The organism is Janthinobacterium tructae (assembly GCF_006517255.1).
In the GTDB taxonomy this organism is placed as follows: domain Bacteria; phylum Pseudomonadota; class Gammaproteobacteria; order Burkholderiales; family Burkholderiaceae_D; genus Janthinobacterium; species Janthinobacterium tructae.
The window spans coordinates 6030731-6053917 of the sequence record NZ_CP041185.1; the positions used below are offsets into that span (position 1 = coordinate 6030731).

25 protein-coding genes are annotated in these 23187 nt (G+C 62.3%); 15 read left to right on the forward strand and 10 right to left on the reverse strand.

What is annotated here, in order from left to right:
* The first annotated feature begins 88 nt into the window (after positions 1 to 88).
* On the forward strand, positions 89 to 835 hold the full coding sequence (gene phbB, locus FJQ89_RS26705) for an acetoacetyl-CoA reductase (RefSeq protein ID WP_141172368.1): 747 nt from the start codon (positions 89 to 91) through the stop codon (positions 833 to 835).
* A gap of 182 nt (positions 836 to 1017) precedes the next feature.
* Here phbB and FJQ89_RS26710 read toward each other — a convergent pair whose 3' ends face one another.
* The 7 genes from FJQ89_RS26710 to FJQ89_RS26740 all read right to left on the reverse strand — a co-directional run bounded on the left by FJQ89_RS26710 (position 1018) and on the right by FJQ89_RS26740 (position 6268).
* Positions 1018 to 1389 (reverse strand): TraR/DksA family transcriptional regulator, encoded by a 372-nt coding sequence (locus FJQ89_RS26710; protein ID WP_141172369.1) that lies wholly within the window; start codon positions 1387 to 1389, stop codon positions 1018 to 1020.
* A 110-nt stretch (positions 1390 to 1499) separates the two neighbouring features.
* Entirely contained in the window at positions 1500 to 1919 is a 420-nt protein-coding gene (locus FJQ89_RS26715; RefSeq protein ID WP_141172370.1) for a VOC family protein, read from the reverse strand.
* Between the two features lie 80 nt (positions 1920 to 1999).
* Positions 2000 to 2470: a hypothetical protein gene (locus FJQ89_RS26720; RefSeq protein ID WP_081344827.1), complete on the reverse strand. Its 471-nt coding sequence runs from the start codon at positions 2468 to 2470 to the stop codon at positions 2000 to 2002.
* Entirely contained in the window at positions 2455 to 3273 is an 819-nt protein-coding gene (locus FJQ89_RS26725) for a hypothetical protein (RefSeq protein WP_141172371.1), read from the reverse strand. Before FJQ89_RS26725 ends, FJQ89_RS26720 begins: the two co-directional genes overlap by 16 nt.
* Before the next feature lie 88 nt (positions 3274 to 3361).
* On the reverse strand, positions 3362 to 4153 hold the full coding sequence (gene otnI, locus FJQ89_RS26730; RefSeq protein WP_141172372.1) for a 2-oxo-tetronate isomerase: 792 nt from the start codon (positions 4151 to 4153) through the stop codon (positions 3362 to 3364).
* A 246-nt stretch (positions 4154 to 4399) separates the two neighbouring features.
* Entirely contained in the window at positions 4400 to 5770 is a 1371-nt protein-coding gene (locus FJQ89_RS26735) for a DEAD/DEAH box helicase (protein WP_141172373.1), read from the reverse strand.
* Between the two features lie 243 nt (positions 5771 to 6013).
* Positions 6014 to 6268 (reverse strand): hypothetical protein, encoded by a 255-nt coding sequence (locus FJQ89_RS26740; protein WP_141172374.1) that lies wholly within the window; start codon positions 6266 to 6268, stop codon positions 6014 to 6016.
* Positions 6269 to 6481: 213 nt separating this feature from the next.
* Here FJQ89_RS26740 and FJQ89_RS26745 point away from each other — a divergent pair, with 213 nt between their 5' ends.
* Together FJQ89_RS26745 and FJQ89_RS26750 are read left to right on the forward strand one after the other, a co-directional pair.
* On the forward strand, positions 6482 to 7135 hold the full coding sequence (locus FJQ89_RS26745) for a hydrolase (RefSeq protein WP_141172375.1): 654 nt from the start codon (positions 6482 to 6484) through the stop codon (positions 7133 to 7135).
* Between the two features lie 69 nt (positions 7136 to 7204).
* Positions 7205 to 9055 (forward strand): amidohydrolase, encoded by a 1851-nt coding sequence (locus tag FJQ89_RS26750; RefSeq protein ID WP_141172376.1) that lies wholly within the window; start codon positions 7205 to 7207, stop codon positions 9053 to 9055.
* Positions 9056 to 9066: 11 nt separating this feature from the next.
* Here FJQ89_RS26750 and FJQ89_RS26755 read toward each other — a convergent pair whose 3' ends face one another.
* Genes FJQ89_RS26755 through FJQ89_RS26765 form a run of 3 tightly spaced genes read right to left on the reverse strand, consistent with a single transcriptional unit; the run spans position 9067 to position 11512 of the window.
* On the reverse strand, positions 9067 to 10416 hold the full coding sequence (locus tag FJQ89_RS26755; RefSeq protein ID WP_141172377.1) for a vWA domain-containing protein: 1350 nt from the start codon (positions 10414 to 10416) through the stop codon (positions 9067 to 9069).
* Positions 10416 to 11024, reverse strand: a complete 609-nt coding sequence (locus FJQ89_RS26760; protein WP_141172378.1) for a TadE/TadG family type IV pilus assembly protein — start codon at positions 11022 to 11024, stop codon at positions 10416 to 10418. The genes FJQ89_RS26755 and FJQ89_RS26760 overlap by 1 nt, the downstream gene beginning before the upstream one ends.
* The gene (locus FJQ89_RS26765) at positions 11021 to 11512 is read right to left on the reverse strand and encodes a TadE/TadG family type IV pilus assembly protein (RefSeq protein WP_141172379.1); all 492 of its coding nucleotides are present in this window, start codon (positions 11510 to 11512) and stop codon (positions 11021 to 11023) included. Before FJQ89_RS26765 ends, FJQ89_RS26760 begins: the two co-directional genes overlap by 4 nt.
* A 277-nt stretch (positions 11513 to 11789) precedes the next feature.
* Between FJQ89_RS26765 and FJQ89_RS26770 the strand changes: the two genes are divergently transcribed.
* The 12 genes from FJQ89_RS26770 to FJQ89_RS26820 all read left to right on the forward strand — a co-directional run bounded on the left by FJQ89_RS26770 (position 11790) and on the right by FJQ89_RS26820 (position 23178).
* Entirely contained in the window at positions 11790 to 13487 is a 1698-nt protein-coding gene (locus FJQ89_RS26770) for a sensor histidine kinase (protein WP_141172380.1), read from the forward strand.
* Between the two features lie 39 nt (positions 13488 to 13526).
* Entirely contained in the window at positions 13527 to 14216 is a 690-nt protein-coding gene (locus FJQ89_RS26775) for a response regulator (protein ID WP_243136292.1), read from the forward strand.
* A 175-nt stretch (positions 14217 to 14391) separates the two neighbouring features.
* Complete coding sequence (locus tag FJQ89_RS28130; RefSeq protein WP_165829357.1) at positions 14392 to 14538, forward strand: hypothetical protein; 147 nt, start codon at positions 14392 to 14394, stop codon at positions 14536 to 14538.
* Between the two features lie 70 nt (positions 14539 to 14608).
* Complete coding sequence (locus FJQ89_RS26780) at positions 14609 to 14782, forward strand: Flp family type IVb pilin (protein WP_141172381.1); 174 nt, start codon at positions 14609 to 14611, stop codon at positions 14780 to 14782.
* A 179-nt stretch (positions 14783 to 14961) separates the two neighbouring features.
* Positions 14962 to 15534 carry an A24 family peptidase gene (locus FJQ89_RS26785; protein WP_141172382.1) on the forward strand — a complete coding sequence of 191 codons (573 nt, stop codon included), beginning with the start codon at positions 14962 to 14964 and terminating at the stop codon, positions 15532 to 15534.
* Positions 15531 to 16898, forward strand: coding sequence for a nucleoside/nucleotide kinase family protein (locus FJQ89_RS26790; RefSeq protein ID WP_243136294.1), 1368 nt, complete (start codon positions 15531 to 15533; stop codon positions 16896 to 16898). Before FJQ89_RS26785 ends, FJQ89_RS26790 begins: the two co-directional genes overlap by 4 nt.
* Before the next feature lie 16 nt (positions 16899 to 16914).
* Positions 16915 to 17757 (forward strand): Flp pilus assembly protein CpaB, encoded by an 843-nt coding sequence (cpaB, locus tag FJQ89_RS26795; RefSeq protein ID WP_141172383.1) that lies wholly within the window; start codon positions 16915 to 16917, stop codon positions 17755 to 17757.
* A 24-nt stretch (positions 17758 to 17781) separates the two neighbouring features.
* Positions 17782 to 19314, forward strand: a complete 1533-nt coding sequence (locus FJQ89_RS26800; protein WP_141172384.1) for a type II and III secretion system protein family protein — start codon at positions 17782 to 17784, stop codon at positions 19312 to 19314.
* A 10-nt stretch (positions 19315 to 19324) separates the two neighbouring features.
* Positions 19325 to 19603 carry a pilus assembly protein gene (locus tag FJQ89_RS26805; RefSeq protein ID WP_141172385.1) on the forward strand — a complete coding sequence of 93 codons (279 nt, stop codon included), beginning with the start codon at positions 19325 to 19327 and terminating at the stop codon, positions 19601 to 19603.
* A gap of 76 nt (positions 19604 to 19679) precedes the next feature.
* Positions 19680 to 20804 carry a CpaE/TadZ family protein gene (locus FJQ89_RS26810; RefSeq protein WP_243136295.1) on the forward strand — a complete coding sequence of 375 codons (1125 nt, stop codon included), beginning with the start codon at positions 19680 to 19682 and terminating at the stop codon, positions 20802 to 20804.
* A 46-nt stretch (positions 20805 to 20850) separates the two neighbouring features.
* Positions 20851 to 22197, forward strand: coding sequence for a TadA family conjugal transfer-associated ATPase (locus tag FJQ89_RS26815; protein ID WP_141173010.1), 1347 nt, complete (start codon positions 20851 to 20853; stop codon positions 22195 to 22197).
* Positions 22198 to 22203: 6 nt separating this feature from the next.
* A complete protein-coding gene (locus FJQ89_RS26820; RefSeq protein WP_141172387.1) occupies positions 22204 to 23178 on the forward strand; it encodes a type II secretion system F family protein in 975 nt (324 codons plus the stop codon).
* The last annotated feature ends 9 nt before the right edge of the window (positions 23179 to 23187 follow it).

Here is a 23187-nt window from a genome sequence, read left to right on the forward strand (position 1 = left end):
CACTTGATCTGGCGCAAAGCTGGCGATAAAAACTGCTCCTACACTTGATCCCACGCAGAACAACCATAACAAGCGGGGAGAGACAGCAATGAAGGAACAAAAAGTAGCGCTGGTCACGGGCGGCATGGGCGGCCTGGGCACGGCCTTGTGCCGCCGCCTGCATGCGGCGGGCTTTGCCGTTGTGGCGGCACATACGCCGGGCAATGCGCGCGTGGCAAGCTGGCTCGACGAGCAACAGGCGCAGCAATATTATTTTCACCCGCTGGCCATCGATGTGAGCGATTTCGCTGCCTGCAGCGAAGCTGTGGCAAGCGTGCTGGCGAAGTTCGGCCGCATCGACGTGCTGGTCAACAATGCCGGCATCACGCGCGACCAGAGCATGCGCAAGATGGAATTGCCGCACTGGGCCGAGGTCATGCGCACCAATCTCGACAGCCTGTTCAACATGAGCAAGCAGGTGCTCGAACCGATGCTGGAAAAAAAATGGGGCCGCATCATCAATATCTCGTCCGTCAATGGCCAGAAGGGCGCGTTTGGCCAGTGCAACTACGCGGCCGCCAAGGCGGGTGTGCATGGCTTCAGCAAGGCGCTGGCGCTGGAAGTGGCGCGCCACGGCATCACCGTCAACACGGTCTCGCCCGGCTACCTGCGCACGCAGATGGTGACAGCCGTGCCGGCCGATATCCTGGAAACGAAGATCCTGCCGCAGATTCCCCTGGGCCGCCTGGGCGAGCCGGACGAGGTGGCGGCCCTGGTCGCTTACCTGGCGTCCGACGAGGCGGCGTTCGTCACGGGCGCGAACATTGCCATCAATGGCGGGCAGCACATGAGTTAACTAGCGTACAGCTGGATACTTGAAGCAGGGCAATGGCAGTAGAGGAGACCCGTCCACCCAGCCGGCACGCACGATGCTGGCGGAGGACGGAAGGCAATGGTAGTCACGCTGGAAAACGGGGGGCAGGGCAGCGATGCCTTGCCCTTTGTTGTTGCGCAGCGGTCATGGTACGCTCACGCTGCTCAGCGCTGGGCTTTTTCCAGCCGCGTCTGGCAATCGATGCACAGGCGCGCTTCCGGGCGCGCGTTCAGGCGCGACAGGCCGATGGCTTCGCCGCAGTTGTCGCACTGGCCGTAGCTGCCATCGGCAAACTTGGCCAGCGCGTGCCTGATGATGGCCAGCTGCGCCAGGTTGTGCTCGGCCGCTTCGCTGACGAGGGCGTTCAATGTGTGCACGCTGGCGTTGTCGGCCGGCGAGGCTTCGATTTCATTGAGCAGCGAAGCGCGCGCATCGGCTTCGGCCGCCTCGTTCTCGATCTGTTCCAGCAACGCCAGCTTGCGTTGCTCCAGCACGCCTTGCAGGCGTTGCAACTGATCTTGCGGCAATTCATTCATGGTTGTCACCCGGTAGAGGTTACTTCCATTATGGTAGTCCAAGATTGGCTACTCTGCTTGCGCTACTGCCTGCGCCGCGTTTGACGCGGCGCAGGCAGGCACGGGCCGTTCTATGCTGGCTCCTTCAGGCAGTTGACCATCCAGGCCACGCCGAACTGGTCTTTCAGCATGCCGAAACGCTTGGCCCAGAACGTTTCTTCCAGCGGCATCTGGATGTCGCCGTCACGCGCCAGCGCGTCGAAGGCCCGTTCCGCCTCCTCCGGCGTGTCGAGGGTCAGGCAGACCGAGCTGCCGCTCATGCCCTTGGCGCCATCCTCGGTGCAGCCGCCGTCCGAGCCCATCAGCATGGTGGGCCCCAGCTGCACGGAGCCATGCATGATCTTGTCGTACCAGTCTTCCTTGACCTGCTGCTTGCCCGGCGAGCCGCGAAACGGCATCAGGCACAGGTCTGTGCCATGCAGGTGCTGGCGGTAGTATTCCAGCGCTTGCGCGCAATTGCCATTGAATTGCAAATACGGTTCGATACGCATATTGGCCTCCTCTGGTGGTTCCGCCGGCACGATTGCCAGGCAGGGACGTCCCAGTATAGGCGCTGGCCGGCCAAATTCAATCAGTCCGGCGCCATCTCTTGCAGCCGCTCACGCACCTTGCCCAGGGTGCCGAGGATGCGCTCGGGATTGCCGGCCAGGACGGCGCTGCCCAGGTGTAACAAGCTCGTCGCCAGGCTGATCCAGTGCCGCACGTCGTCGTTGCGGGCGATGCGCAGGCGCACCGTGTCGAGCAGGCCGCTGAGCTGGCGCTGCGCCGTTTCCAGGCCGGCCACCGTATGCCCGGCGGCATCGGCATACAGCTGGTTGGCTTGCTGGCGCAAGGCCACTTCCAGGGCGAAGACGGCTTGCGCCTGACTGTGGCTGATACCGTTTTCTCCCTGGCTGGCGCGCTTGCGGATGGCGCGCATGACGGCGCCATGCAGGGTGACGGCCGCCTGCGACAGGCTGTCGGCCAGTTGCTCGACGCGCATGGCGCTGCTCAGAGCCGCTTCGCGGCGTTCGCTGCTGCTCCTGTCTACCGATCCGTCCATCGTGCCTCCGTGGTGGTGAGGGCGGCAGCGAGCCGGGCGTGTTCGCGTCCCAGTGCCGCCAGTTGCCGGCGCGCCAAGGTATGGCGCAATCCAAGCAGGCGATATTCCTCGGTTTTGCTTTGTTGCATGTTTTTCGCCAGCACGGCCAGCAGGCGCTGCTGCGGCGTGTCTGCATACGCGATTTCCACGTCCAGCAAGCCGAGCACCATGTCGCGCTCGTTGTCGCCGCTCTTGTCGTACAGCGCCAGCAAGCTGTCGAGCGCGGCCAGCAGGGCTTGCAGCGGCGCATCGCCGTCGTGCAGTACCTGCGCCAGGTGCGCCTGCTGGCTGGCCGCGCCGGCCAGGCGCGCGAGTTGCTGCAGCAGCACGGTGTAGGCGCTGACATGGCGGTCATCGATGCCGCTGCCCGGCCAGGCGCGGATGGCGGCGCCGGCACTGCTCAGTTCCGGCTGCACGTCATACGCGTCGTCCTGCGCCAGCCGGCCCAGCGCCTGTAGGTACAGGCGCACGGCTTGCGCCAGGCGCGCGACATCGGCTTGTGCGGCACGGCGCTGGGCATCGAGCAGGCGTTCGCGCGCGTCTTCGGTGGGCGACAGATAGGGACGGGCGCGCCGGTAAGTGTCGACGTGGCGCTGCGACAGTTCGCTGAAGGCGTTCAGGGCATCGGTGCCGGCGGCCAGGGCGCGCACCTGCGCCAGCTCGGGGCGTGAAGTGGCGCAGCCGCACAGCACGGCAGCCAGGAAGAGGCTCAGGTACAGGTGCAGGCCAAGGGCGCGGCCATGGCGGGCGGGCAGGGAGGACACGTCACCTCTCGACAGGAAATACTGTATGGAAAGGTATTGTCGTGCCGGCCTGCGCTGTCCGCCTTGTGCCGGCGCAAGCGTGCTGCGATCAGGCGCCGCTTGTGCCCGTTAATTGTTCGCGCCAGCCCAGTCCGGCCACGGTATCGCCCGCGGGACGGTATTCGCAGCCGACCCAGCCAGCGTAGCCGACCTGGTCGAGCAGATTGAACAGATGGCGGTAATTGATTTCGCCCGTGCCCGGTTCGTGGCGGCCCGGCGTGTCGGCGATCTGGATGTGGCGGATCAGGGGCAGCAGGGCGCGGATGGTGTTGCTCAGTTCGCCCTCCATGCGCTGCATGTGATAGATGTCGTACTGCAAGAAAATATTGCTGCGCTGACAGTCGGCGATGATGTCGGCCGCTTGCTGACTATGGTTCAGAAAATAAGCGGGCATGTCGTAGCGGTTGATGGGCTCGATCAGCACGTGGATGCCATGCGGCTGGCAGGCGTCGGCTGCATATTGCAGGTTGCCGATCAGGCTTTGCCGCGCCCGTTCCAGGCTCATGCCGGGTGGCACGATGCCGGACATGCAGTGCAGCTGTTTTGCGCCCAGCGCCAGCGCGTAGTTGAGCGCCAATTGCACGTTGCTGCGGAATTCTTCGCCCCGGCGCGGATCGCAGGCGATGCCCCGTTCGCCGTTTTCCCAGTCGCCGGGTGGAAAATTGAAGACGGCCAGCTGCAGATGGTGGCGTTCCAGCCGCATGGCGATCTGCCGCGCCTCGACGGCATAGGGAAACAGGAATTCGACGGCATCGAAGCCCGCTTCCCTGGCGGCGGCAAAGCGGTCCAGGAAGGGCAGTTCGGTAAACATCATGCTGAGGTTGGCAGCGAAGTTCGGCATGGCAGTACGCAGGTGAGGATGATGGACACTATCCTAGCCCAAATCGGCAATCGGTGGCGTGCATAAAAAAACCGTTCCAGAAACAAGTCCTGGAACGGTTTTTTTGTCGTCTTTCTGATAAAGACAAACGCCGCCGGAAAGCGTGGCGAGCGGGAGTGATATTGCGTCGAGTAGCGCAGCCGTACAAGAGTACGGCGAGCAACGCAAACGCAATAGCGCCCCGCGCAGTAGCTTTAAGGCCGCGTTTTAGCGGCCGCGGCCGCCGGAGCGATGCGAAGCTGCAGAACGCGGCGCATTGCCGGAACGGTTGCCGCCGCCACCGCCGCCCGCCGGGCCAGCGCTGCGTGGCTTGGCGCCGCTGCCGCCGGTTTTCACGCGCACCACGGCGCCCGCTGGCGCGCGGCTGTTGTTGCGGTGACCGCCGGTGCCGCTGCGCAATTGCACAGGCTGGGCGCGTGCGTTCAGGTCTGGCTCGAAGCCTGCGATGACTTCGCGCGGCAGCGTTTGCTTGATCAGCTTTTCGATGTCTTTCAACATTTCGTGCTCATCCACGCAGACCAGCGACACGGCTTCGCCCTTGGCGCCGGCACGGCCCGTACGGCCGATACGGTGCACATAGTCTTCCGGAATGTTCGGCAAGTCGTAGTTGACGACGTGCGGCAACTGGTCGATATCGATACCGCGCGCGGCGATGTCGGTGGCGACCAGCACTTGCAGGGTGCCATCTTTAAATTCCGACAGGGCGCGCGTGCGCGCCGACTGGCTCTTGTTGCCGTGGATGGCCAGGGCGCCGATGCCGTCCGCGCCCAGTTGCTCAACCAGTTTATTGGCGCCATGCTTGGTGCGCGTAAATACCAGTACTTGCGTCCAGTTATTCGACTTGATCAGGTAGGACAGCATCGGGTGCTTCTTGTCGCGGTCGACCGGATGGATCTTTTGCTGGATCACTTCCACGGTCGAATTGCGGCGTGCTACTTCGATCATGGCTGGCTTGTTCAGCAAGCCGTCGGCCAGGGCCTTGATCTCTTCCGAGAACGTGGCCGAGAACAGCAGGTTCTGGCGTTTCGGCGGCAGCACGGCCAGCACTTTCTTGATGTCGCGGATGAAACCCATGTCGAGCATGCGGTCGGCTTCATCCAGGATCAGGATTTCCACTTTCGACAGGTCAACCGTGCCCTGGCCCATATGGTCCAGCAGGCGGCCCGGCGTGGCGACGAGCACGTCGACGCCGTGTTTGAGCTGCTTGATTTGCGGGTTGATGCCGACGCCGCCGAAGATCACGGTGGAGTTCAGCTTGGTGTATTTGCCGTAGGTGCGCACGCTTTCCTCGACCTGCGCGGCGAGTTCGCGCGTCGGTGCCAGGATCAGGGCGCGGATCGGGCGCGTGGAAGTGTTGCTGGTAATGGCTGCGCCATTCGCGTCAGTCGACAGGCGGTGCAGCAAGGGCAGGGTGAAGCCGGCCGTCTTGCCGGTACCGGTTTGTGCGCCGGCCAGCAAATCGCCGCCAGCCAGCACGGCGGGAATCGCCTGCGTCTGGATCGGGGTCGGCACGGTGTAGCCGTGTTCGGTAACGGCACGTACGATAGCGTCGGACAATCCGAGGGAGGAAAAGGACATGGTAACTTTATTGTGAGATCGGCCTGTCGCCATCGGGGGGCGCCAGTCGCAGGCAATCAGATTAGGGGTCGAAAGACAGCGGCAAGGGGACTGGTCATATGTGCCGCACACGCGAAGTATAACAGCATGGCAAAAAAGCGCCGAGTTTGTTTCAGCTTTGCAATGTCGCAAGTAAAGAAAAAGGGAGGACTGGCGCGCCTCCCCTTGTTGCTGGTCATTCCATGGCGCCTAGTCGCATGGCGCCTAGTCGTCGATCTCGTCGACGGTGTAGCGCACGCCTTGGGCATCGAGCCAGGCGCGCAAGGTCTCCAGGCCGTGCCACGGATCCGGGCGCAGGTGCTGGCATATATACAGGCCGGCATCCGTCAGCCGGATATCGGTCTCCGGCATGGCGCTGCCGGGTGCGCGCGGCGCCTGCGGCAGCGCCGTCAGCAGCTGCGCGATGTGCTGGCGTTGGTCCTGCGCCAGGCTGGCCGTGATCCTGAATTCAAATCCCATGTTCTTCCCCTTGTGTGTATGTCGGTGGCCTATTTTATATCATCGAAAAAATTGACTATAACTTGGTATTCTTTCCGTTTTTGTTTTCGTTTTTGTGCGCGCATACTGCATGGCACTGGCCCGGAATGCACAGCTTCTCCGTATATCAGGAGCAGAAGCGCCACACGGTACCATCTTTTTTCATATTCAATTATTTTCACCAAGGAAAACATCATGCCTATCGCCACCGCCCAAGCCGCCCAAAAACTGCTGACCCCGAACGACCATACCCTGATCATGATCGACCACCAGTCGCAGATGGCGTTCGCTACCCGCTCCATCGACCTGGCCCTGTTGCGCAACAACGCGGCCCTGGTGGCCAAGGCGGCGTTTGAATTCAAGGTGCCGACCATCCTGACGACGGTGGCCGCCAAATCGTTCTCCGGCCCTATTTTCGACGAAATCCAGTCCGTCTTCCCGGAACAGGCGCCGATCGACCGCACCACGATGAACACCTGGGAAGATGCGCGCATCGCCGACAAGGTGAATGGCTACGGCAAGGGCAAGATCGTGCTGGCCGGTCTGTGGACCTCCGTCTGCATCGTCGGCCCCGCGCTGTCGGCGCTGGAGCAGGGTTTTGACGTTTACGTGATCGCCGACGCCAGCGGCGACGTCTCTGACGAGGCGCATGCGATGGCGATGCAGCGCATGATACAGGCGGGCGCGCAGCCGCTGACGTCCGTGCAATACTTGCTGGAACTGCAGCGCGACTGGGCCCGTGGCGAGACCTATAACGAGACGGTGGCGACGGCCGTGGCGCACGGCGGCGGCTATGGGCTGGGCCTGATCTACGCCAAATCCATGTTCAACGCCAGCGAAGGCCATTGAGATTTTATTGATATCGCGCCACCGCTGCCTGCCGGCGGGGCCGTGTTTTCATTTGATTCGGGAGTTTCCATGCACGCACACACGATCTTGCTCAATGGCCGTTTCCACACGGTCGACCGGACGCAGCCGCTGGCGTCCGCCGTCGCCATCGCCGATGGCACATTCCTCGCCGTGGGCGACGTGGAAGACGTGATGCGCCATCGCGGCCCCGACACACAGCTGATCGACCTGGCTGGCCGCACCGTGATTCCCGGCCTGAACGACTCGCACCTGCACCTGATCCGGGGCGGCTTGAACTACAACCTGGAATTGCGCTGGGAAGGCGTGCCCTCGCTGGCCGACGCCTTGCGCCTGCTCAAGGAGCAAGCCTTGCGCACGCCGAACCCGCAATGGGTGCGCGTGGTGGGCGGCTGGACCGAATTCCAGTTCGCGGAAAAACGCATGCCGACGCTCGACGAAATCAACGCGGCCGCGCCCGATACCCCCGTCTTCATCCTGCACCTGTACGACCGTGCCCTGCTCAACCGCGCCGCCCTGCGCGCCGTCGGCTACGATAAAAATACGCCGAACCCGCCCGGCGGCGAAATCGTGCGCGATGGGGCCGGCAACCCGACCGGCTTGCTGATCGCCCGGCCGAACGCCATGCTCCTGTATGCGACCCTGGCGAGAGGCCCGAAGCTGCCTCTCGACTTGCAAGTCAATTCCACGCGCCAGTTCATGCGCGAACTGAACCGGCTCGGCATCACCAGCGCCATCGACGCGGGCGGCGGCTTCCAGAATTATCCCGAGGATTACGCCGTTGTCGACGAGCTGGCGCAAAAGCAGCAGCTGACCATCCGCATCGCCTACAACCTGTTCACGCAAAACAAGGGCGCGGAACTGCAGGACTTCCAGAAGTGGACCGGCATGGTCAAACCGGGCGACGGCACGGATTACTATCGCCATAACGGCGCCGGCGAAATGCTGGTGTTTTCCGCCGCCGATTTCGAGGATTTCATTGAGCCGCGCCCCGAGCTGGCGGCCGGCATGGAAGACGAGCTGGAAAAGGTCGTGCGCCACCTGGTCGAGCAGCGCTGGCCTTTCCGCCTGCATGCCACCTATGACGAATCGATCAGCCGCATGCTCGACGTGTTCGAAAAGGTCAACCGCGACACGCCGTTCGGCGGCTTGCACTGGCTGTTCGACCACGCGGAAACCATCAGTGCGCGCAATATCGACCGCGTCAGGGCACTGGGCGGCGGCATCGCCATCCAGCACCGCATGGCTTTCCAGGGCGAATATTTTGTTGAGCGTTATGGCGCGGATGCAGCCAAGGCCACGCCGCCCGTGCAGCGCATGCTGGACGCGGGCGTACCGGTCGGCGGCGGCACGGATGCCACGCGGGTCGCCAGCTACAACCCGTGGACGGCGCTGTACTGGCTGGTGTCGGGACGCACCGTGGGCGGCCTGGCCCTGACGGACGCGGCGGGCAGATTGTCGCGCGACACGGCGCTGGAACTGTGGACGGCGGGCAGCGCCTGGTTTTCCAGCGAGCAAGGCAAGAAGGGGTGCATCCGCGCGGGCATGCTGGCCGACCTTGCCGTACTGTCGGCCGATTATTTCGCCGTGCCGGAAGAGGCGATCAAGTCCATCGACTCCGTGCTGACCATGGTGGGCGGCAAGATCGTCTGCGGTCAGGCGGAATTTGCGACCCTGGCGCCGCCACCGATTCCCGTGCTGCCGGAGTGGTCGCCCGTGCGCGCGGTGCCCGGTCATTATCGTCCTGCTGCCAGGCCGGCGCAAGCCTTGCTGCCGCACCAGTGCGCGGGCGCCTGCGGCGTGCATGCGCATGCCCACGACCGGGCGCGCAAGTCGGCCGTGCCGATCAGCGATTTTTTCGGCTTCTGGGGTGCGCTGGGCTGCAGCTGCTTCGCCTTCTAGGCGGCCGGGCCTTATTTGGAAATGCGCAGGATGGCCGAGGCGAGCCGCGTGAAACAGGGGCTCAGGTCGCTCTCGGTGGCCGCATAGCAGTACAGGCCCATGGGTTCGGCCGGCTTGCGGCAACGCGTAGGCGCATCGCTTGTATTGGCCATGCAGCGCAGCAAGTCTTCGCCCAGTTCGCTATCCGGCCCTTCCTTGGCTTTCAGCGATGCGCCCATGCCCAAGGTAAAGACGTAAATGTCTTCCTGGCGCGACTTCGCTGCGATGGCTTCGGCCAGGTTGCGCGAGGCGCGGTGCACATTGTTCCACTGGTCCTGCGACGAGGATACGGATGCCGTCACGGGGCGCGGGGTGCTGGTCACGATGGGAAATTCGCGTGCATTCGGATCGTTGGGCTGGGTGTCCGGGTTATTCGCGTTATACCAGAGAGGGAGGGAAGTAATCGTGCCGGAGTCGCAGTCACCCTTCAACAGAGTGTTGGTCGTGCGCATCTTGTACAGGCCGGCCAGGGCGTCCGATTGAAATTTGGTGTAGGTGGCGAGTCCACCGGCGTCCTTGCATCTATTGTTCGAGTTCGGAAAGTACCCGGAAAAGGCGGCCGGCGAACCATCGGAAAAAAACACGATGACGCGCAGGCTGGAACGGTTGATCTGGTCGATACCTTTCAGCTGCTTGCGCGCCTGCCACATGCCTTCGGCCGAATTGGTGCCGCCTTCAAAGGAAAAATTTTTGATCGCCGCCGTGGTCGTGGTGCGGTTGAAGCCGCGCGTGATGGGATTGATGGCCAGATCGGTTTGCGCATCCGAGGCGAAATGCAGCAGGCCTACGCGGTCCACGGTGGAATTGAATTTATTCAAAAAGGAAATGCCCGCCGCCCGTACGGCGGCGGCATTGGGTTCCAGCGACCCCGAGGTATCCATCACCAGCACCATGTCGAGATCCTTGCGGATGGTTTGCGCGCTGGCCGCCACGTTCAGGGTCTCGAAGCCGAGTATGCCCATCAGCGAGACGGGCAGGGAGGCGGTGGCGGAGACGTCGATGGTGACGGTGCCCTTGTCGAAGGTCACACCGACGGGGTTGAGTACGGGAGTGGAGAGCAGGAATTTGTCGGGATAGTTGATATCAAAAAATTCCTTGGCCGATTGGCGCGCGTTGGCCGCCTGCGCTGCCTGTGTATCTCCCAGGGTCACGCCGCGCGCCGCCGCCAGGCTGGCTGAATCGACTGCCGCATTGAGCTTGGCCTTGACGAAATAGCCGAGCGCCGAATCGATGGCCAGGCCCACGGAGGCGACCAGGACGATAGCCGACAGCGCCACCATGATCAGCACTTGCCCGTTCTGTTTCTTGTGTGGGATGCGCATCAGAATACCGTCATCGAATTAAGGTTGGGGCCGAGGACAGGCGTTGTGCTGTCGCCAATTTTTAATGTGCCGAACAGCATGTCGAAATTATAGAAAGTCTCCACGGCATAAATCAGTTCGCCATCGGACAGCTGGCCCGACATCAGTGACACTGCGGGGGCACTGTCGGCCTTGGCGATATTGGTGCACGTGCCATTGCTCCAGCTACCGCATTGCCACACCTGGCTGGCGGGCAGGTAGCCGCTCACTTTCGCGCCGGCGTCCCAGCGGTACTGTTCCAGCACGATATTGCGCAAGCCGCTCTTCGCCGTGTAGCCCATGATCTTGGTAATGTAGATCATGCCGCGCTTGTTCATGTCCAGCGGCGGCGTGCTGGCAGCCAGCGCATTCATGATGGTCTGGCTCGATCCGCTCAGGTCGGACGTGGCGCGCGAGGCCAGGTTGGCACCTTCGCGGCTGATGTTGAGCAGGATGATCTTGGCCTGGATGGCGCGCGACAGGTCGACCACCATGAACAGCAGCAGCGCCAGCAGCGGCAGCACGATGGCAAATTCCACGGCGGCGATGCCGCGCGCGCCGCGCCGCGCAGGATAGTGGGAGCGCATCATAGGCCGCCAAAGCTTTCGTTGCGCATGGTGGCGGCCACCACGAAATGCGTCTTGCCATCCTTGAAAATGGCCGCCATCAGCGGGGTGGCAAAGGTCCAGCTGCAATCGATCGAGATAACCACGATATCGCCAGCGTTGCCGAACATGCCGGTGCTGGTGCCGCTGGTGCCGTTCACCGTGATGACGGGATTGACCTTGTCGTAGATGCCCATCGAACTATCCTTCATTTTTTGAATGACGGCCTGGTAGCGCTGCTGGTTGCTGGCGTTCGGATCGAGGTCACTATTGCCCGTCACTGCATAGCGCGCGCCTTCGCGTACCGCATGCTGCATGGTGAGATTGGCAAAATATGCCATGCTCAGCTCGATGATGCCTATCATGAGCAGCAGGAAAGCCGGGGCGATGATGGCGAATTCGACGAGGGTGGAGCCACATTGCCTGAATCTGCCTTGCGGGGGCCGGAAGGGGGTGGCCTGGTTGAGCATCATGTCTGGTATCCGTATCAAGGCTCGCGCCGGCATCGGTGTGATTGTGGGCCTGTCGCCCATGGTGCGGGCTTTTATTGTATCTCGCTTCGAGTGCGCAAGGTTGGCACCAAAGTGTATGTAAATCAAGTTTCTTGTAATAAATGTAGTTAATTGATTACGCCATACCCCTGAGTAACGTTCCTGAGGGTAAGATGCTGAGGCTTAATAAATTAAAAAATATTTAACCATTATCCTGGCGATCCAGCCGATGGTGTTTTTGAAAAGTGAATAAATCAGCATGCTGCAACAGCAACAACTGCAAGAGGAACCAAATGCCGATACGGTATTGCCATTGGTCGATCAGGCAGATTTGATCATGATCTCTGGCATGCGCCTGCTGTTGTCGGTGACGGCCTTATTGACGCTGATTATCAACCCCGGCAAGCTGGGTGTGCCAAATCAGCTGGCCTGGTTGATCTTGTGCTCGTATGTGCTGCATAGCGCAGTGCTGTTTGTTTTTCTTTACTTTAAGCATCCGGTGCTGCATGGCAAGCTGATATCCTGGCTCGACGTGCTGTGGTGCGGCTTGATCGTGTATGGTACCGGTGGTGCCGATAGCTATTTTTTCCCCTTCTTTTTCTTCGTCATCCTGGCGGCCTCGTTTCAGCGCGGACTCGATGAAGGCGCGCGCATCACGCTTGCCTCCTGTGTTCTGCTGGTGCTGGCATCGGTGGCATCGACCCCTGAGCTGATCATTTCGCACCTGTTGCTGCGCACGACCTTTGTCATGGCGCTCGGCTACATGATTGCGTACTGGGGTGGCCTGGGGCTGTTGCAGAAGCGCCGCCTGGCGTTGTTGCGCGAGGTCAGCCAGCAATCGAATCCCCGCTTTGGCGTTGACCATACGGTGGCGTCGGTCTTGCAGAAAGCGCGAGTTTTTTTTGACGCCAGCAGCTGTATCCTCGTCATGCGCGAGGGCGATGCGGCGCAGTGGCAGTTGCGTACGGCGCTCGAAGACAGAGGCGGACACGCGGGGCGTGTCAGCCAGCTGAGCGAAGCCGCAGTGGCGCCGCTGATGGTGTTCAATGCCAGCCAGAGCGTGCTGTACGCGCCGTCGTTGCGCGCGCGCCTGGGGCTGGCGAGCGTGCTCACGGGAGTCGAACGCGGCAGTGCGAAGTGGCAGCGGCTCGATGCGCATGGGCCGCAGGGCACGGCGCTGGCCGAACTGCTCGATGCGCGCTCCTTCATCAGCGTGCCCCTTCCTTTGCATAAGGGACTGGGCCGCATCTACGTGATCTCCGCGAAGAGCCGGCTGACCCGGGCCGACGCCAGGTTCCTGCTGCATATCGTAGCGCAAGTGTTCCCCCTGATTGAAAACATCGCCATTCTCGACAAGCTGGCCTCCGGCGCGGCGTACCGCGAGCGGCAAAAGATTGCGCGCGACTTGCACGATTCGACCATTCAGCCGTATATCGGCCTGCGCCATGGCTTGAGCGCCTTGCGCGCCAAGGCGGCCGCCGACAGCCCTTTGCTGGCCGATCTCGACAAGCTGATCGACATGAGCGGCCAGGTGATTGGCGACCTGCGCCGGATGGCGCAGACAGTGCGCGGCGGCGCGGAGCGGGAACAGGTGATCTTGCTGGTGGCGTTGCGGCGCCAGGCGGAGCAGCTGAAGAAGTTTTTTGGCATCACGATCGAGATCGTCTCGGACAGCGCGTTTGATCTCAGCGACCGGCTGGCAGCCGAAGTATTTCAGATCGTCAATGAAGGCATGAGCAATATCCGCAAGCACACCACCGCCCGCGAGGGCCGCGTGACACTCGTTTGTGATGCGCATGCCTTGTCGATCTCGATAGAGAATGCCGGCGATACGTCGTCCCGCGTCGACTTCATGCCTGCCTCCATTGCTGAACGCGCCATGGCGCTGGGCGGTCGGGTGCGGGTCAGCCAAGGCGCTGATGGCGCCACCGCCGTGCATATTGAAATTCCAGTCTGACGGCAAGAGCGTCACCACTGACCCGTTAAAGGCCATCGTATGTCAAGTCTGCATCCCATCCGCGTCATGCTGGTTGATGATCATAAAACCATGTTGTGGGGACTGGAAAAACTGCTGGAAGAGGCGCAACCGGCGATGCAGGTGGTCGCCAGCACCAGTACGATAGGCGGCGCGCTGGAGCTTGCCGAGAGTTTGCGCCCCGATATTGTCGTGCTGGACGTGGACCTCGCCGGCGTGTGTTCCGTCGATTTCATCCCCGCGCTGTTGGCCAATGGCGTCACGCGGGCGGTGATGTTCAGCGGCACGCGCGACCAGGAAGTGCTGGGCCGCGCCGTGCGCAGCGGCGCGCGCGGCGTGATCGGCAAGGAGGCGGCGGCGGACCAGGTGATCGATACCATTGCCAGGGTACATCGGGGCGAATTGTGCCTGGACCAGGCCTTGCTGGGCAGTCTGCTGGGAGCGCTGATCAAGCCGGCGCCAGCGCCGGCGCCGCCCGATCCCGAAATGGCGCGCATTGCCCAACTGACCCTCAAGGAACGCAAGATAGTCGCGATGATGGTCGAAGGCAATGGGGCACTCAACAAGACCATCGCGCAGCGCGCTTTCATTTCCGAGCAAACCTTGCGCAATCACCTGACGTCGATTTACAACAAACTGGACGTTGCCAACCGCCTGGAACTGTATGTCTACGCGGTGAAGAACGGGCTGGCGGCGCCCCGGGAATACTGACATCAGTACAAATGTACTGATGTCATGTAGGAAAAAAGGCTCTTTTGTACCGGCAACAAAATGACTTTTGTCTGATTGGTATCAATATGTATTTCCATACAATACCATTATCAGCAATCGGTGATCGTCGCTGAGTTAGCTAGATTGAAAATGCGAACGGTGACAGGAGCTGGAAATGCGCTTGAACGATGGTGGGACGGGTGAGCTTGCGTATTTCTTGCAAGATCAAAGTGGTAACTCATTTTTCGAACACGCTTTGCTGCTGTCGCTGATGGCCGTGGTGTTCCTGCTTGCGCTGCTGGCCATATGCAAGGGTTCATAAGCGATCGATTTACTGCTTGCATCAGCAGTCCTACATGACGTTGTTAACACTTACTCTGAATGGATTAATCATGAATTTCATCAAAAACTTTATCGCTGAAGAAGATGGTGTGACCGCAATTGAATACGCACTGATCGCTGCGCTGGTCGCTGCAGCGCTGGTGGGCGGCGTTACCCTGTTCACGGATGGCCTGAAAGATGCGTTCGGTAAAATCGGCACGAAGCTGAAAGCCACCACCCTGTAATTTTCGTTCGAGGCGCGCGGTCACTGTTGTCTGTACGCTCGCGCCCCTTCAACAAGCCCTGCTTCCACGCCTGGACCAGGGCTTGTTGAGTTTTAGGTGCCAGTGTTGTGCGATGCGATGTATTGGCTTCATGAGTTCCGCCTGTATTCGAAGAAATGATGAATGCTCACTCTTTTTGGATGTTTTCGCCTGCCCTTGTCCTATGGGGCTTGCTTGCCGCTGCCGTCTGGCATGACGTGCGCAGCCGCCGCATCCCGAATCGCCTGGTGTTTCCCGGCGCCCTGATGGGCCTGCTGCTCAATAGCCTGCCGGTGCACCTCGACGGCGTGCTGGCGCCGGTCTCCGCGCCGCTGGGTTTGCCAATGGCGCTGGCCGGCTTTGCCGTGGGCCTGGCGCTGCTGCTGCCCATGTATGCTATAAAGGCGATGGGGGCCGGCGATGTCAAACTGATGGCGATGGTCGGCGCCTTTCTTGGCCCCTATCCGGTGGCCATCGCCTTGCTCTTCAGCTTGCTTGCAGGCGGCGTGATGGCGGTCTTTGTTGCGAGCTGGAATGGCACTCTGCTTAGGGTGACGAGCAACAGCTACCATTTGCTGTTGCAAAGCCTGATGCGCGGCGTGGCCGGCGACTTGCCGCGCATCGATGCGCCAGCGCTGCCTAGCGGCAAATTACCGTATGCGATTGCCATTGCTACCGGTACATTCATCTATCTTGCCCTGGCGGCGCGCGGCAGTCTCGGAGTGTTTGCGTGACGCCTGTCGCCCCACCTGCCTTGCCTGTCTTGCCAGCTGACGCCAGGGCCCCGCGCACCGTCGAAGAGACGGGATTGCCCTTCTTTTTCCTGGTCGAACTGCTGGTGAAGGTGCTGTTCCAGCGGGGCCAGCTACACCTGCCCGAGCTGGCCAGCTACGTCAAGCTGGGCCTGGGCGTGATCGATCCCGTCATGGCCTTCATGCGGCAGGAAAAAATGTGCGAGGTCATGCGCCGCGGCGCCAGCGGCACGGATGCCGACATCCATTACCAGTTGACGGACAGCGGCCGCCAGCGCGCCCTCGAGTGCCTGGCGCGCAATGCTTATGCGGGCCCATGCCCCGTGCCGCTGGCCGCCTACAATGCGCAGGTGGCGGCGCAAAGCGTGGCCAACATGCATGTCACGCGCCCGCAGGTACAGGCCAGCTTCGACGGCGTGGTAGTTAATCCTGCCGTGCTCGACCAGCTGGGCGCGGCCATGAATTCCGGGCGCGCCATTTTCATCTACGGTGCCGCCGGCAGCGGCAAGACGTATCTGGCCGAACGCTTGCAAGACTTGCTGCAAGGGGCCATTGCCCTGCCTTACGCCATCATGGTCGATGGCGAAGTCGTGCCCTTTTATGATCCGGTGCTGCATTTGCCGGCGGCGCAGCAGCCGGAAGCGCCGGCCGGCATCGAGCGCGCCGTGCAGCTCGACGCGCGCTGGGTGCGCGGCGTGCGCCGTCCGGCCGTGCTCACCGGCGGCGAGCTGACCCTGGAAATGCTGGACCTGCGCTTCGACAGCGTGACCCGTCTGTACCGCGCGCCGCCGCACCTGAAGGCCAATAACGGCATTTTCATCATCGACGACCTGGGACGCCAGCGCTGTTCGCCGCTGGAACTGATGAACCGCTGGATCGTGCCGATGGACCGCGCCATCGATTACCTGTCGCTGCACAACGGCCACACCTTCCAGGTGCCGTTCGACGTGGTGGTGGTGTTTTCCTCGAATTTCCTGCCCGAGCGCCTGTCGGATGCGGCCTTCCTGCGCCGCCTGGGCTACAAGATCGAAGTGCCGGCGCTCAGCGCAGCGCATTACGAAACCGTGTTTCGCCAGACTTGCTCCACCTATGGTGTGGCGTTCGACGCGGCTGCCTTTGCCTTCCTGCTGCAGCGCCATGCGCGCGGCGCGACACCCTTGCTGGCCTGCTATCCGCGCGACCTGCTGCGCCAGGTACGCGACCTGGCCCGATACGAGGGCACGGCGGTGCAACTGAATGAGCAGGTGCTGGACTGGGCCTGGAATAATTATTTTGCCGGCGCGAATCAGCGTCATGGCGCGGATGACATGGCCGTGCAAGAGCGGCGTGAACCGAAATCAAGCTGAAGTCAGAGGAAAAACGATGCGAAATACCCGTGCTTTACTCATGTTGCTGCTGGCCCTGGTGCTGGCCGGTGCCGCCGTGCTGACGGCGGCGATCTGGATGGGCGGCCAGAGTACGCCGTCGAACCAGAAGATCGTCGTGGCCCTGGTCGATATCGGCGTGGGCACGAAGATCACTCCGCTCATGTTGCGCAGCATGGACTGGCCCGCAGGGGCGCAGCCGCCCGGCGCCTTTGCCGACAGCAAGGCGCTCGACGGGCGCATCACGCGCACGGCCATCAGCCTGGGCGAACCTGTGCTGGAAAGCAAGCTTGCGCCACCGGGCACGAGTGGTGGCCTGTCGTCCATCGTGGCTGATGGCAAGCGCGCCATGACCGTGCGCGTCAACGATGTGGTGGGGGTGGCGGGCTTTGCCTTGCCTGGCAACTTTGTCGACATCCTCGTCAATACCCAGGATGACCGTGCCAAGGTCAGCGGTGGCGCCGAACTGGCCATTTCCAAGATCGTGCTCGAACGCATCCTGGTGCTGGCCGTGGCGCAGGAATCGAACCGCGACGACAACAAGCCCAAGGTGGTCAATGCCGTCACCCTGGAGTTGACGCCGGACCAGGTGGAAAAGCTCGACCTGGCGCGCAGCGTGGGCACCTTGTCGCTGGTGCTGCGCAACCAGATCGATCCGGCGCCCGTCAACACGGGCGGCGCCACCAAGGAATCGCTGCTGGGACTCAAGCCGCTGGTGCCGGTCGCCGCGCCGCGTGCGGCTGCGCCAGCGCCAGCGCGGCAGGCGCCGCGTGCTCCCGCACCACCGGCAGAGAGCGTCAAAGTGATCACGGGCATGGACACGCGTGTCCAGCAATTTTAAAAATTTCAGAACCAGGGATAGTTGATGACCTCATTTCGTACCCGTATCGTCAGGCCCCGCTTGACCTTGGCCCTGGCCCTGAGTGGCTTGACGGCGAGCTTGCTGTGGCAGCCCGGCGCCAGTGCCGCGCCCGCCTTGCGCAAGGTGGACGCCGTTAGCCAGGCGGCCCCGCTGTCGCTGGGGGCCGATATCGCCCGGCTGGGTCCGCCGATCCGCTTGTCCGTTGGCAAGTCGACCTTGCGCAGCCTGACGCGTGCCGTCTCGCAGATCGCCGTGAATGATCCGAAGGTGGCGGGCGCCAGGCTGCTGGGCAGTTCCAGCGAGCTGTATATCTGGGGCCTGGCACCGGGCAGCACCAATCTTATTCTGTGGGACAAGGATCACCGTCCCGTGATCGTCGATATCGAAGTCGGTGTCGATGCCGACGGCTTGCAGGCGCAACTGGCGCTTGTATTCCCGCGTGAAACAGATCTCAAGGCCAGCTCGGCCGGTGGCGCGATCGTGCTGACGGGTATGGTCTCGGATGCCGTCAAGGCCAGCCAGATCATGGCCATGGCCACGGCGTTCGCACAGCGCGGCGCCGGCGAAGCTGCGGCGCCCGTTGCCACAGCGGGTGTGATCCCAGCGCCCGCTGTCACCGGTGCCGCCGGTGCTGGCGCCGCAGGTGTGAGCGTGATCAATATGCTGACCATCGCCGCGCCGCAGCAGGTGATGCTGGAAGTGAAAATTGCCGAGGTCTCGAAAACCCTCGTCGACCAGCTGGGCGCCAGCATCGGCGCGCGCGCCAGCAGCGGCAACTGGACCTACAGTTTCCTGTCGAACTTGTTGAGCGGCAATCCCAGCATGATCGATGGTTTTAATGGTAAAAACGGCAATTTCCTCACGCTCGATGCGCAAAAGCGCGACGGCCTCGTGAAAGTGCTGGCCGAACCGAACATCATGGCCATCAGCGGCCAGGAGGCCAGCTTCCTGGCCGGCGGCAAGATCTACATTCCCGTCTCGCAAGACAGCGCCACCAACAAGATCACTCTGGAAGAAAAGGAATTCGGTATCGCCGTCAAGTTCACGCCCACCGTGCTCGATGGCGGGCGCATCAACCTGAAGGTGGCGCCGGAAGTGTCGGAACTGAACAAGGACGGCATCGGCATCACCACGGGCGGCACCGCCGGCAGCGCCATCCTGCCGGCGTTTACCACGCGGCGCGCCACCACCACGGTGCAATTGTTCGACGGCCAAAGCTTTGCCATCGGCGGCTTGATCAAGAACAATGTGACCACGAATATCAAGGCGCTGCCGATGCTGGGCGAGATTCCCGTGCTGGGCGCCTTGTTCCGCAGCAGCGATTTCCAGACCGACCGCACCGAACTGGTGTTCATCATCACGCCGCACCTGGTCAAGCCGCTGGCCGGCGACTACGTGCTGCCGACGGATGCCTATGTGGCGCCCAGCCGCGCGCAGTTTTTCCTGCAAGGGAAGATGGAAGGCGATGCCACGCCGCCGCCCGCCGCAAACAAACAACCGGGCGCCGCAGCGGCGACCGGCTTTGACCTTCAATAGGAGAGTGAGCATGCAGCGTCCTCCAATTCTTCCCCTGCTGTGCGTGCTGCTGGCGTCGTTTGCCGCCAGCGGTTGCAGCACCACGCCGCACTTCGACCGCAACTTTGGTCGCAGTGTCGATTTGCTGCTTGCCCAGCAAGTGATCAACCCACAGGCGGGATTGAACCGCGACCCGGTGACTGGCCTTGATGGCAAGGCGGCGGTGGCGGGCTACAACGCGTACCAGAAGTCGTTCAGCGCGCCGGTGCCGCAATCGAGCACCTTGACGATCGGCGTTGGCGGACGCTAATGAAGATGTCACCGTTACTACAGAACAGGCAAGGCATATTGTGAAAATCGCCATCATATCCCGGGATGAAAAAGTATTGGCAGAGCTGGGCCGCCTGGTCGGCAACCGCAATCCGGCGGACGACGTCGATGCGCACAGCGGACCGCTGGAGCAACTGTATTCGGCGCAAGAGCTGCCCGATGTGCTGATGTTCGACCGGCCCGGCAACGATGGTGCCGACCTGGCCGCCATCGAGCGCCTGAGCAATCAGTTTCCGCGCCTGGCCGTTATCCTGCTGTGTCCGCAGCAGTCGCCCGACTTCCTGCTGCAAGCCATGCGTGCCGGCGTGCGCGAAGTATTGCCGTCGCCGGCCGCAGCCGCCAGCATCTACCCGGCGCTCGAGCGCATCGAGGAAAAACTCGAGCGGCGCGACAATGGCAATGGCAAGGTGCTGGCCTTCATTTCCTGCAAGGGCGGCAGTGGCGCCACCTTCATCGCCACCAACCTCGGCTATGCCCTGGCGGCCAGCGGCCACAAGCGTGTTGCCCTGCTGGACCTGAACCTGCACTTCGGCGATGCCTCGCTGTTTGTCTCCGAGAGCAAGCCGCTGGCCACCCTGGCCGACGTGACGCGCGACATCCACCGCCTGGACCCGTCGTTCCTCGCCTCGAGCATGCTCAATGTGCTGCCCAATTTCAGCGTCCTGGCGGCACCGGAAGACCCGGCCCACGCCAGCGAAGTGCTGCCCGAACATATCGACGCCATCATCAAGCTGGCGCGGCGCCAGTATGATTTCGTGGTGCTCGACGTGGGGCGCAACCTCGATGCGGTCAGCGTGCGCGCGCTCGACCACGCGGACCTGATTTTCCCCATCCTGCAAACGACCTTGCCGTACATCCGCGATGGCAAGCGCCTGCTGGGCATGTTCCGTTCGCTGGAATACGACAAGGACAAGGTGCGCCTGATCGTCAACCGGCACGACAAGGGCGGCGAAATCCGCCTGCAGGACCTGGAGGCGGCGTATGGCACCACGATCGACCGCACGGTGCCGAATCATTATGCGTCGGCCGCCGCATCGGTCAACCAGGGCATGCCGATCTTGCAGCTGGATAAGAACAGCCCCATCACGCACTCGCTGCAGGAGTTTGCCGCCAGCCTGACGGGCGTCAGCGTCGAAGCCGTGCCGCAGGGCTGGCTGAGTCGCATGCTGCGGCGCGCCTAACATCACTCGAACAGGAATTCTCATGGCAACCTCTCCCGCCTCCAGTCTGTCGATCCGCGAGCGTCTCGGTAACGGCAAGATCGCCACCCTGACGCCGCAGCGCGCGCCGGCCATCGACAACCGCAGCTACCGCGAGCTGAAACAGCGCATCCATTCGCTGCTGCTAGAGCGCGTCGACCTGGAAAGCATGCAGCGGCTGACGCAGGAACAGATCCGCGACGAGTTGCGCAGCCTGGTCGAGCGCCTGCTCGATGAAGAAGCCGTGGTCATCAATGATGTCGAGCGCAAGAACCTGACGCGCGACATCCGCAACGAGATGCTCGGTTTTGGCCCGCTGGAAACCTTGTTGTCGGACCCGACCGTGTCGGATATCCTCGTCAATGGTCACAAGCAAGTGTACGTCGAGCGGCGCGGCAAGCTGGAATTGACCGATGTCGTGTTCAATGACGATGCCCATCTGATGAAGATCATCGACAAGATCGTCTCGCGCGTGGGCCGCCGCATCGATGAATCGAGCCCCATGGTCGATGCGCGCCTGCCCGATGGGTCGCGCGTCAACGCCATCATCCCGCCGCTGGCCATCGACGGGCCCGTGATGTCGATCCGACGTTTTTCCGTCGATCCCCTGCGCCTGGCCGACCTGGTCTCCTATGCCAGCATGACGCCCGAGATGGCCGAGGTGCTGCAGGGCCTGGGCAAGGCGAAGATGAATATTCTCATTTCCGGCGGCACGGGCAGCGGCAAGACCACCATGCTGAACGTGATTTCCGGCTTTATCAGCCATACCGAACGCATCGTCACGGTGGAAGACGCGGCCGAGCTGCAATTGCAGCAGCCGCACGTGGTGCGCCTGGAAACGCGCCCGCCGAATATCGAAGGCAAGGGGGAAGTGTCGCAGCGCGCGCTGGTGCGCAATGCCTTGCGGATGCGTCCCGACCGCATCATCCTGGGTGAGGTGCGCGGCGCCGAAGCGCTCGACATGCTGGGCGCGATGAACACGGGCCATGAAGGCTCGATGGCCACCATCCACGCCAACACCCCGCGCGACGCCATTACGCGACTGGAAAACATGATCAGCATGGCGGCCGCCAACCTGCCCAGCAAGGCCATCCGCCAGCAGATCAGCTCGGCCATATCTGTGGTGGTGCAAGTGTCGCGCCTGATCGACGGCAAGCGCAAGGTCACGTCGATCCAGGAAATCACGGGCATGGAGGGCGATGTCATCACGATGCAGGAAATCTTCAGTTTCAAGCAGACGGGCGTGGGGGAGAGCGGGGCCGTCGTCGGGTATTTCTCGGCCAGCGGCATCCGTCCCCATTTCCTGGAACGCCTGAAGAGTTTTGGCATCGGCATTTCCAGCGCGGTCTTCGAGCCAACCGGCCCCGGGCGCTGACGCGGTATGGGCTATCTTTCGTATCTGGTGTATCTGCTGATCTTCCTGGCGGTCATGCTGCTGGTCGGCGCCGTTTACTTCAACCTGCAGTCGCGCGGCGCCGGTGCCGCGCGCGTGGCGCGCCGCTTGCGGGCGATGAATACGGCCAGCGACGACGCGCAGAAAACCGTGTCGATCACCAAGAACCGGCTGCTCAGCTCGCATGCGGGCGTACAGGGCTTGCTGGAATCGCTGCCTGGTGTGCAATGGATGGACCGCTTGCTGTTGCAGTCGGGTAAAAACTGGAATGTGGGCAAGTTGCTCGGCTATTGCCTGTTGGGTTGGCTATTCGGGCTGCTGCTGGGCAGCCTCAGCCCCTTGCCCTGGTATCTGCGTTTGCTGCTGAGCCTTGCCTGCGCGGCGCTGCCGTTCCTGCTCGTGGTCCGTGCCAAGGCCAGCCGGCTGGCGCGCATCGAGCAGCAGTTGCCCGACGCCCTGGACATGATGAGCCGTGCCATGCGTGCCGGCCACGCCTTTCCCACGGCCCTGAAAATGGTCGGCGAAGAGATGACGGGGCCCCTGGCCGAAGAATTCCGCGCCGTGTTTGATGAAGTCAATTTTGGGGTGGCGATGTCCGATGCCCTGTCGGGCCTGGCGGCGCGCGTGCCCAGCACGGACTTGCGCTATTTCGTCATCGCCGTGCTGATCCAGCGTGAAACGGGCGGCAACCTGACGGAGTTGCTGAACAGTATCAGCGCCATCATCCGCGACCGTCTCAAGCTGCTGGGGCAGGTGCGCGTGCTGTCGGCAGAAGGGCGCATGTCGGCCTGGGTGCTCGGTTCGCTGCCATTTGGCGCCGCCCTGATGATGCATCTGATGAACCCGCAATTCCTGTCCGTGCTGTACACCGACAGGGGCGGACGCAAGATGGTGGCGGTGGCATTCTGCCTGCTGCTGGTCGGCGTGCTGGTGATCCGCAAGATCGTGCGTATCCGTGTGTGAGGCAATGAA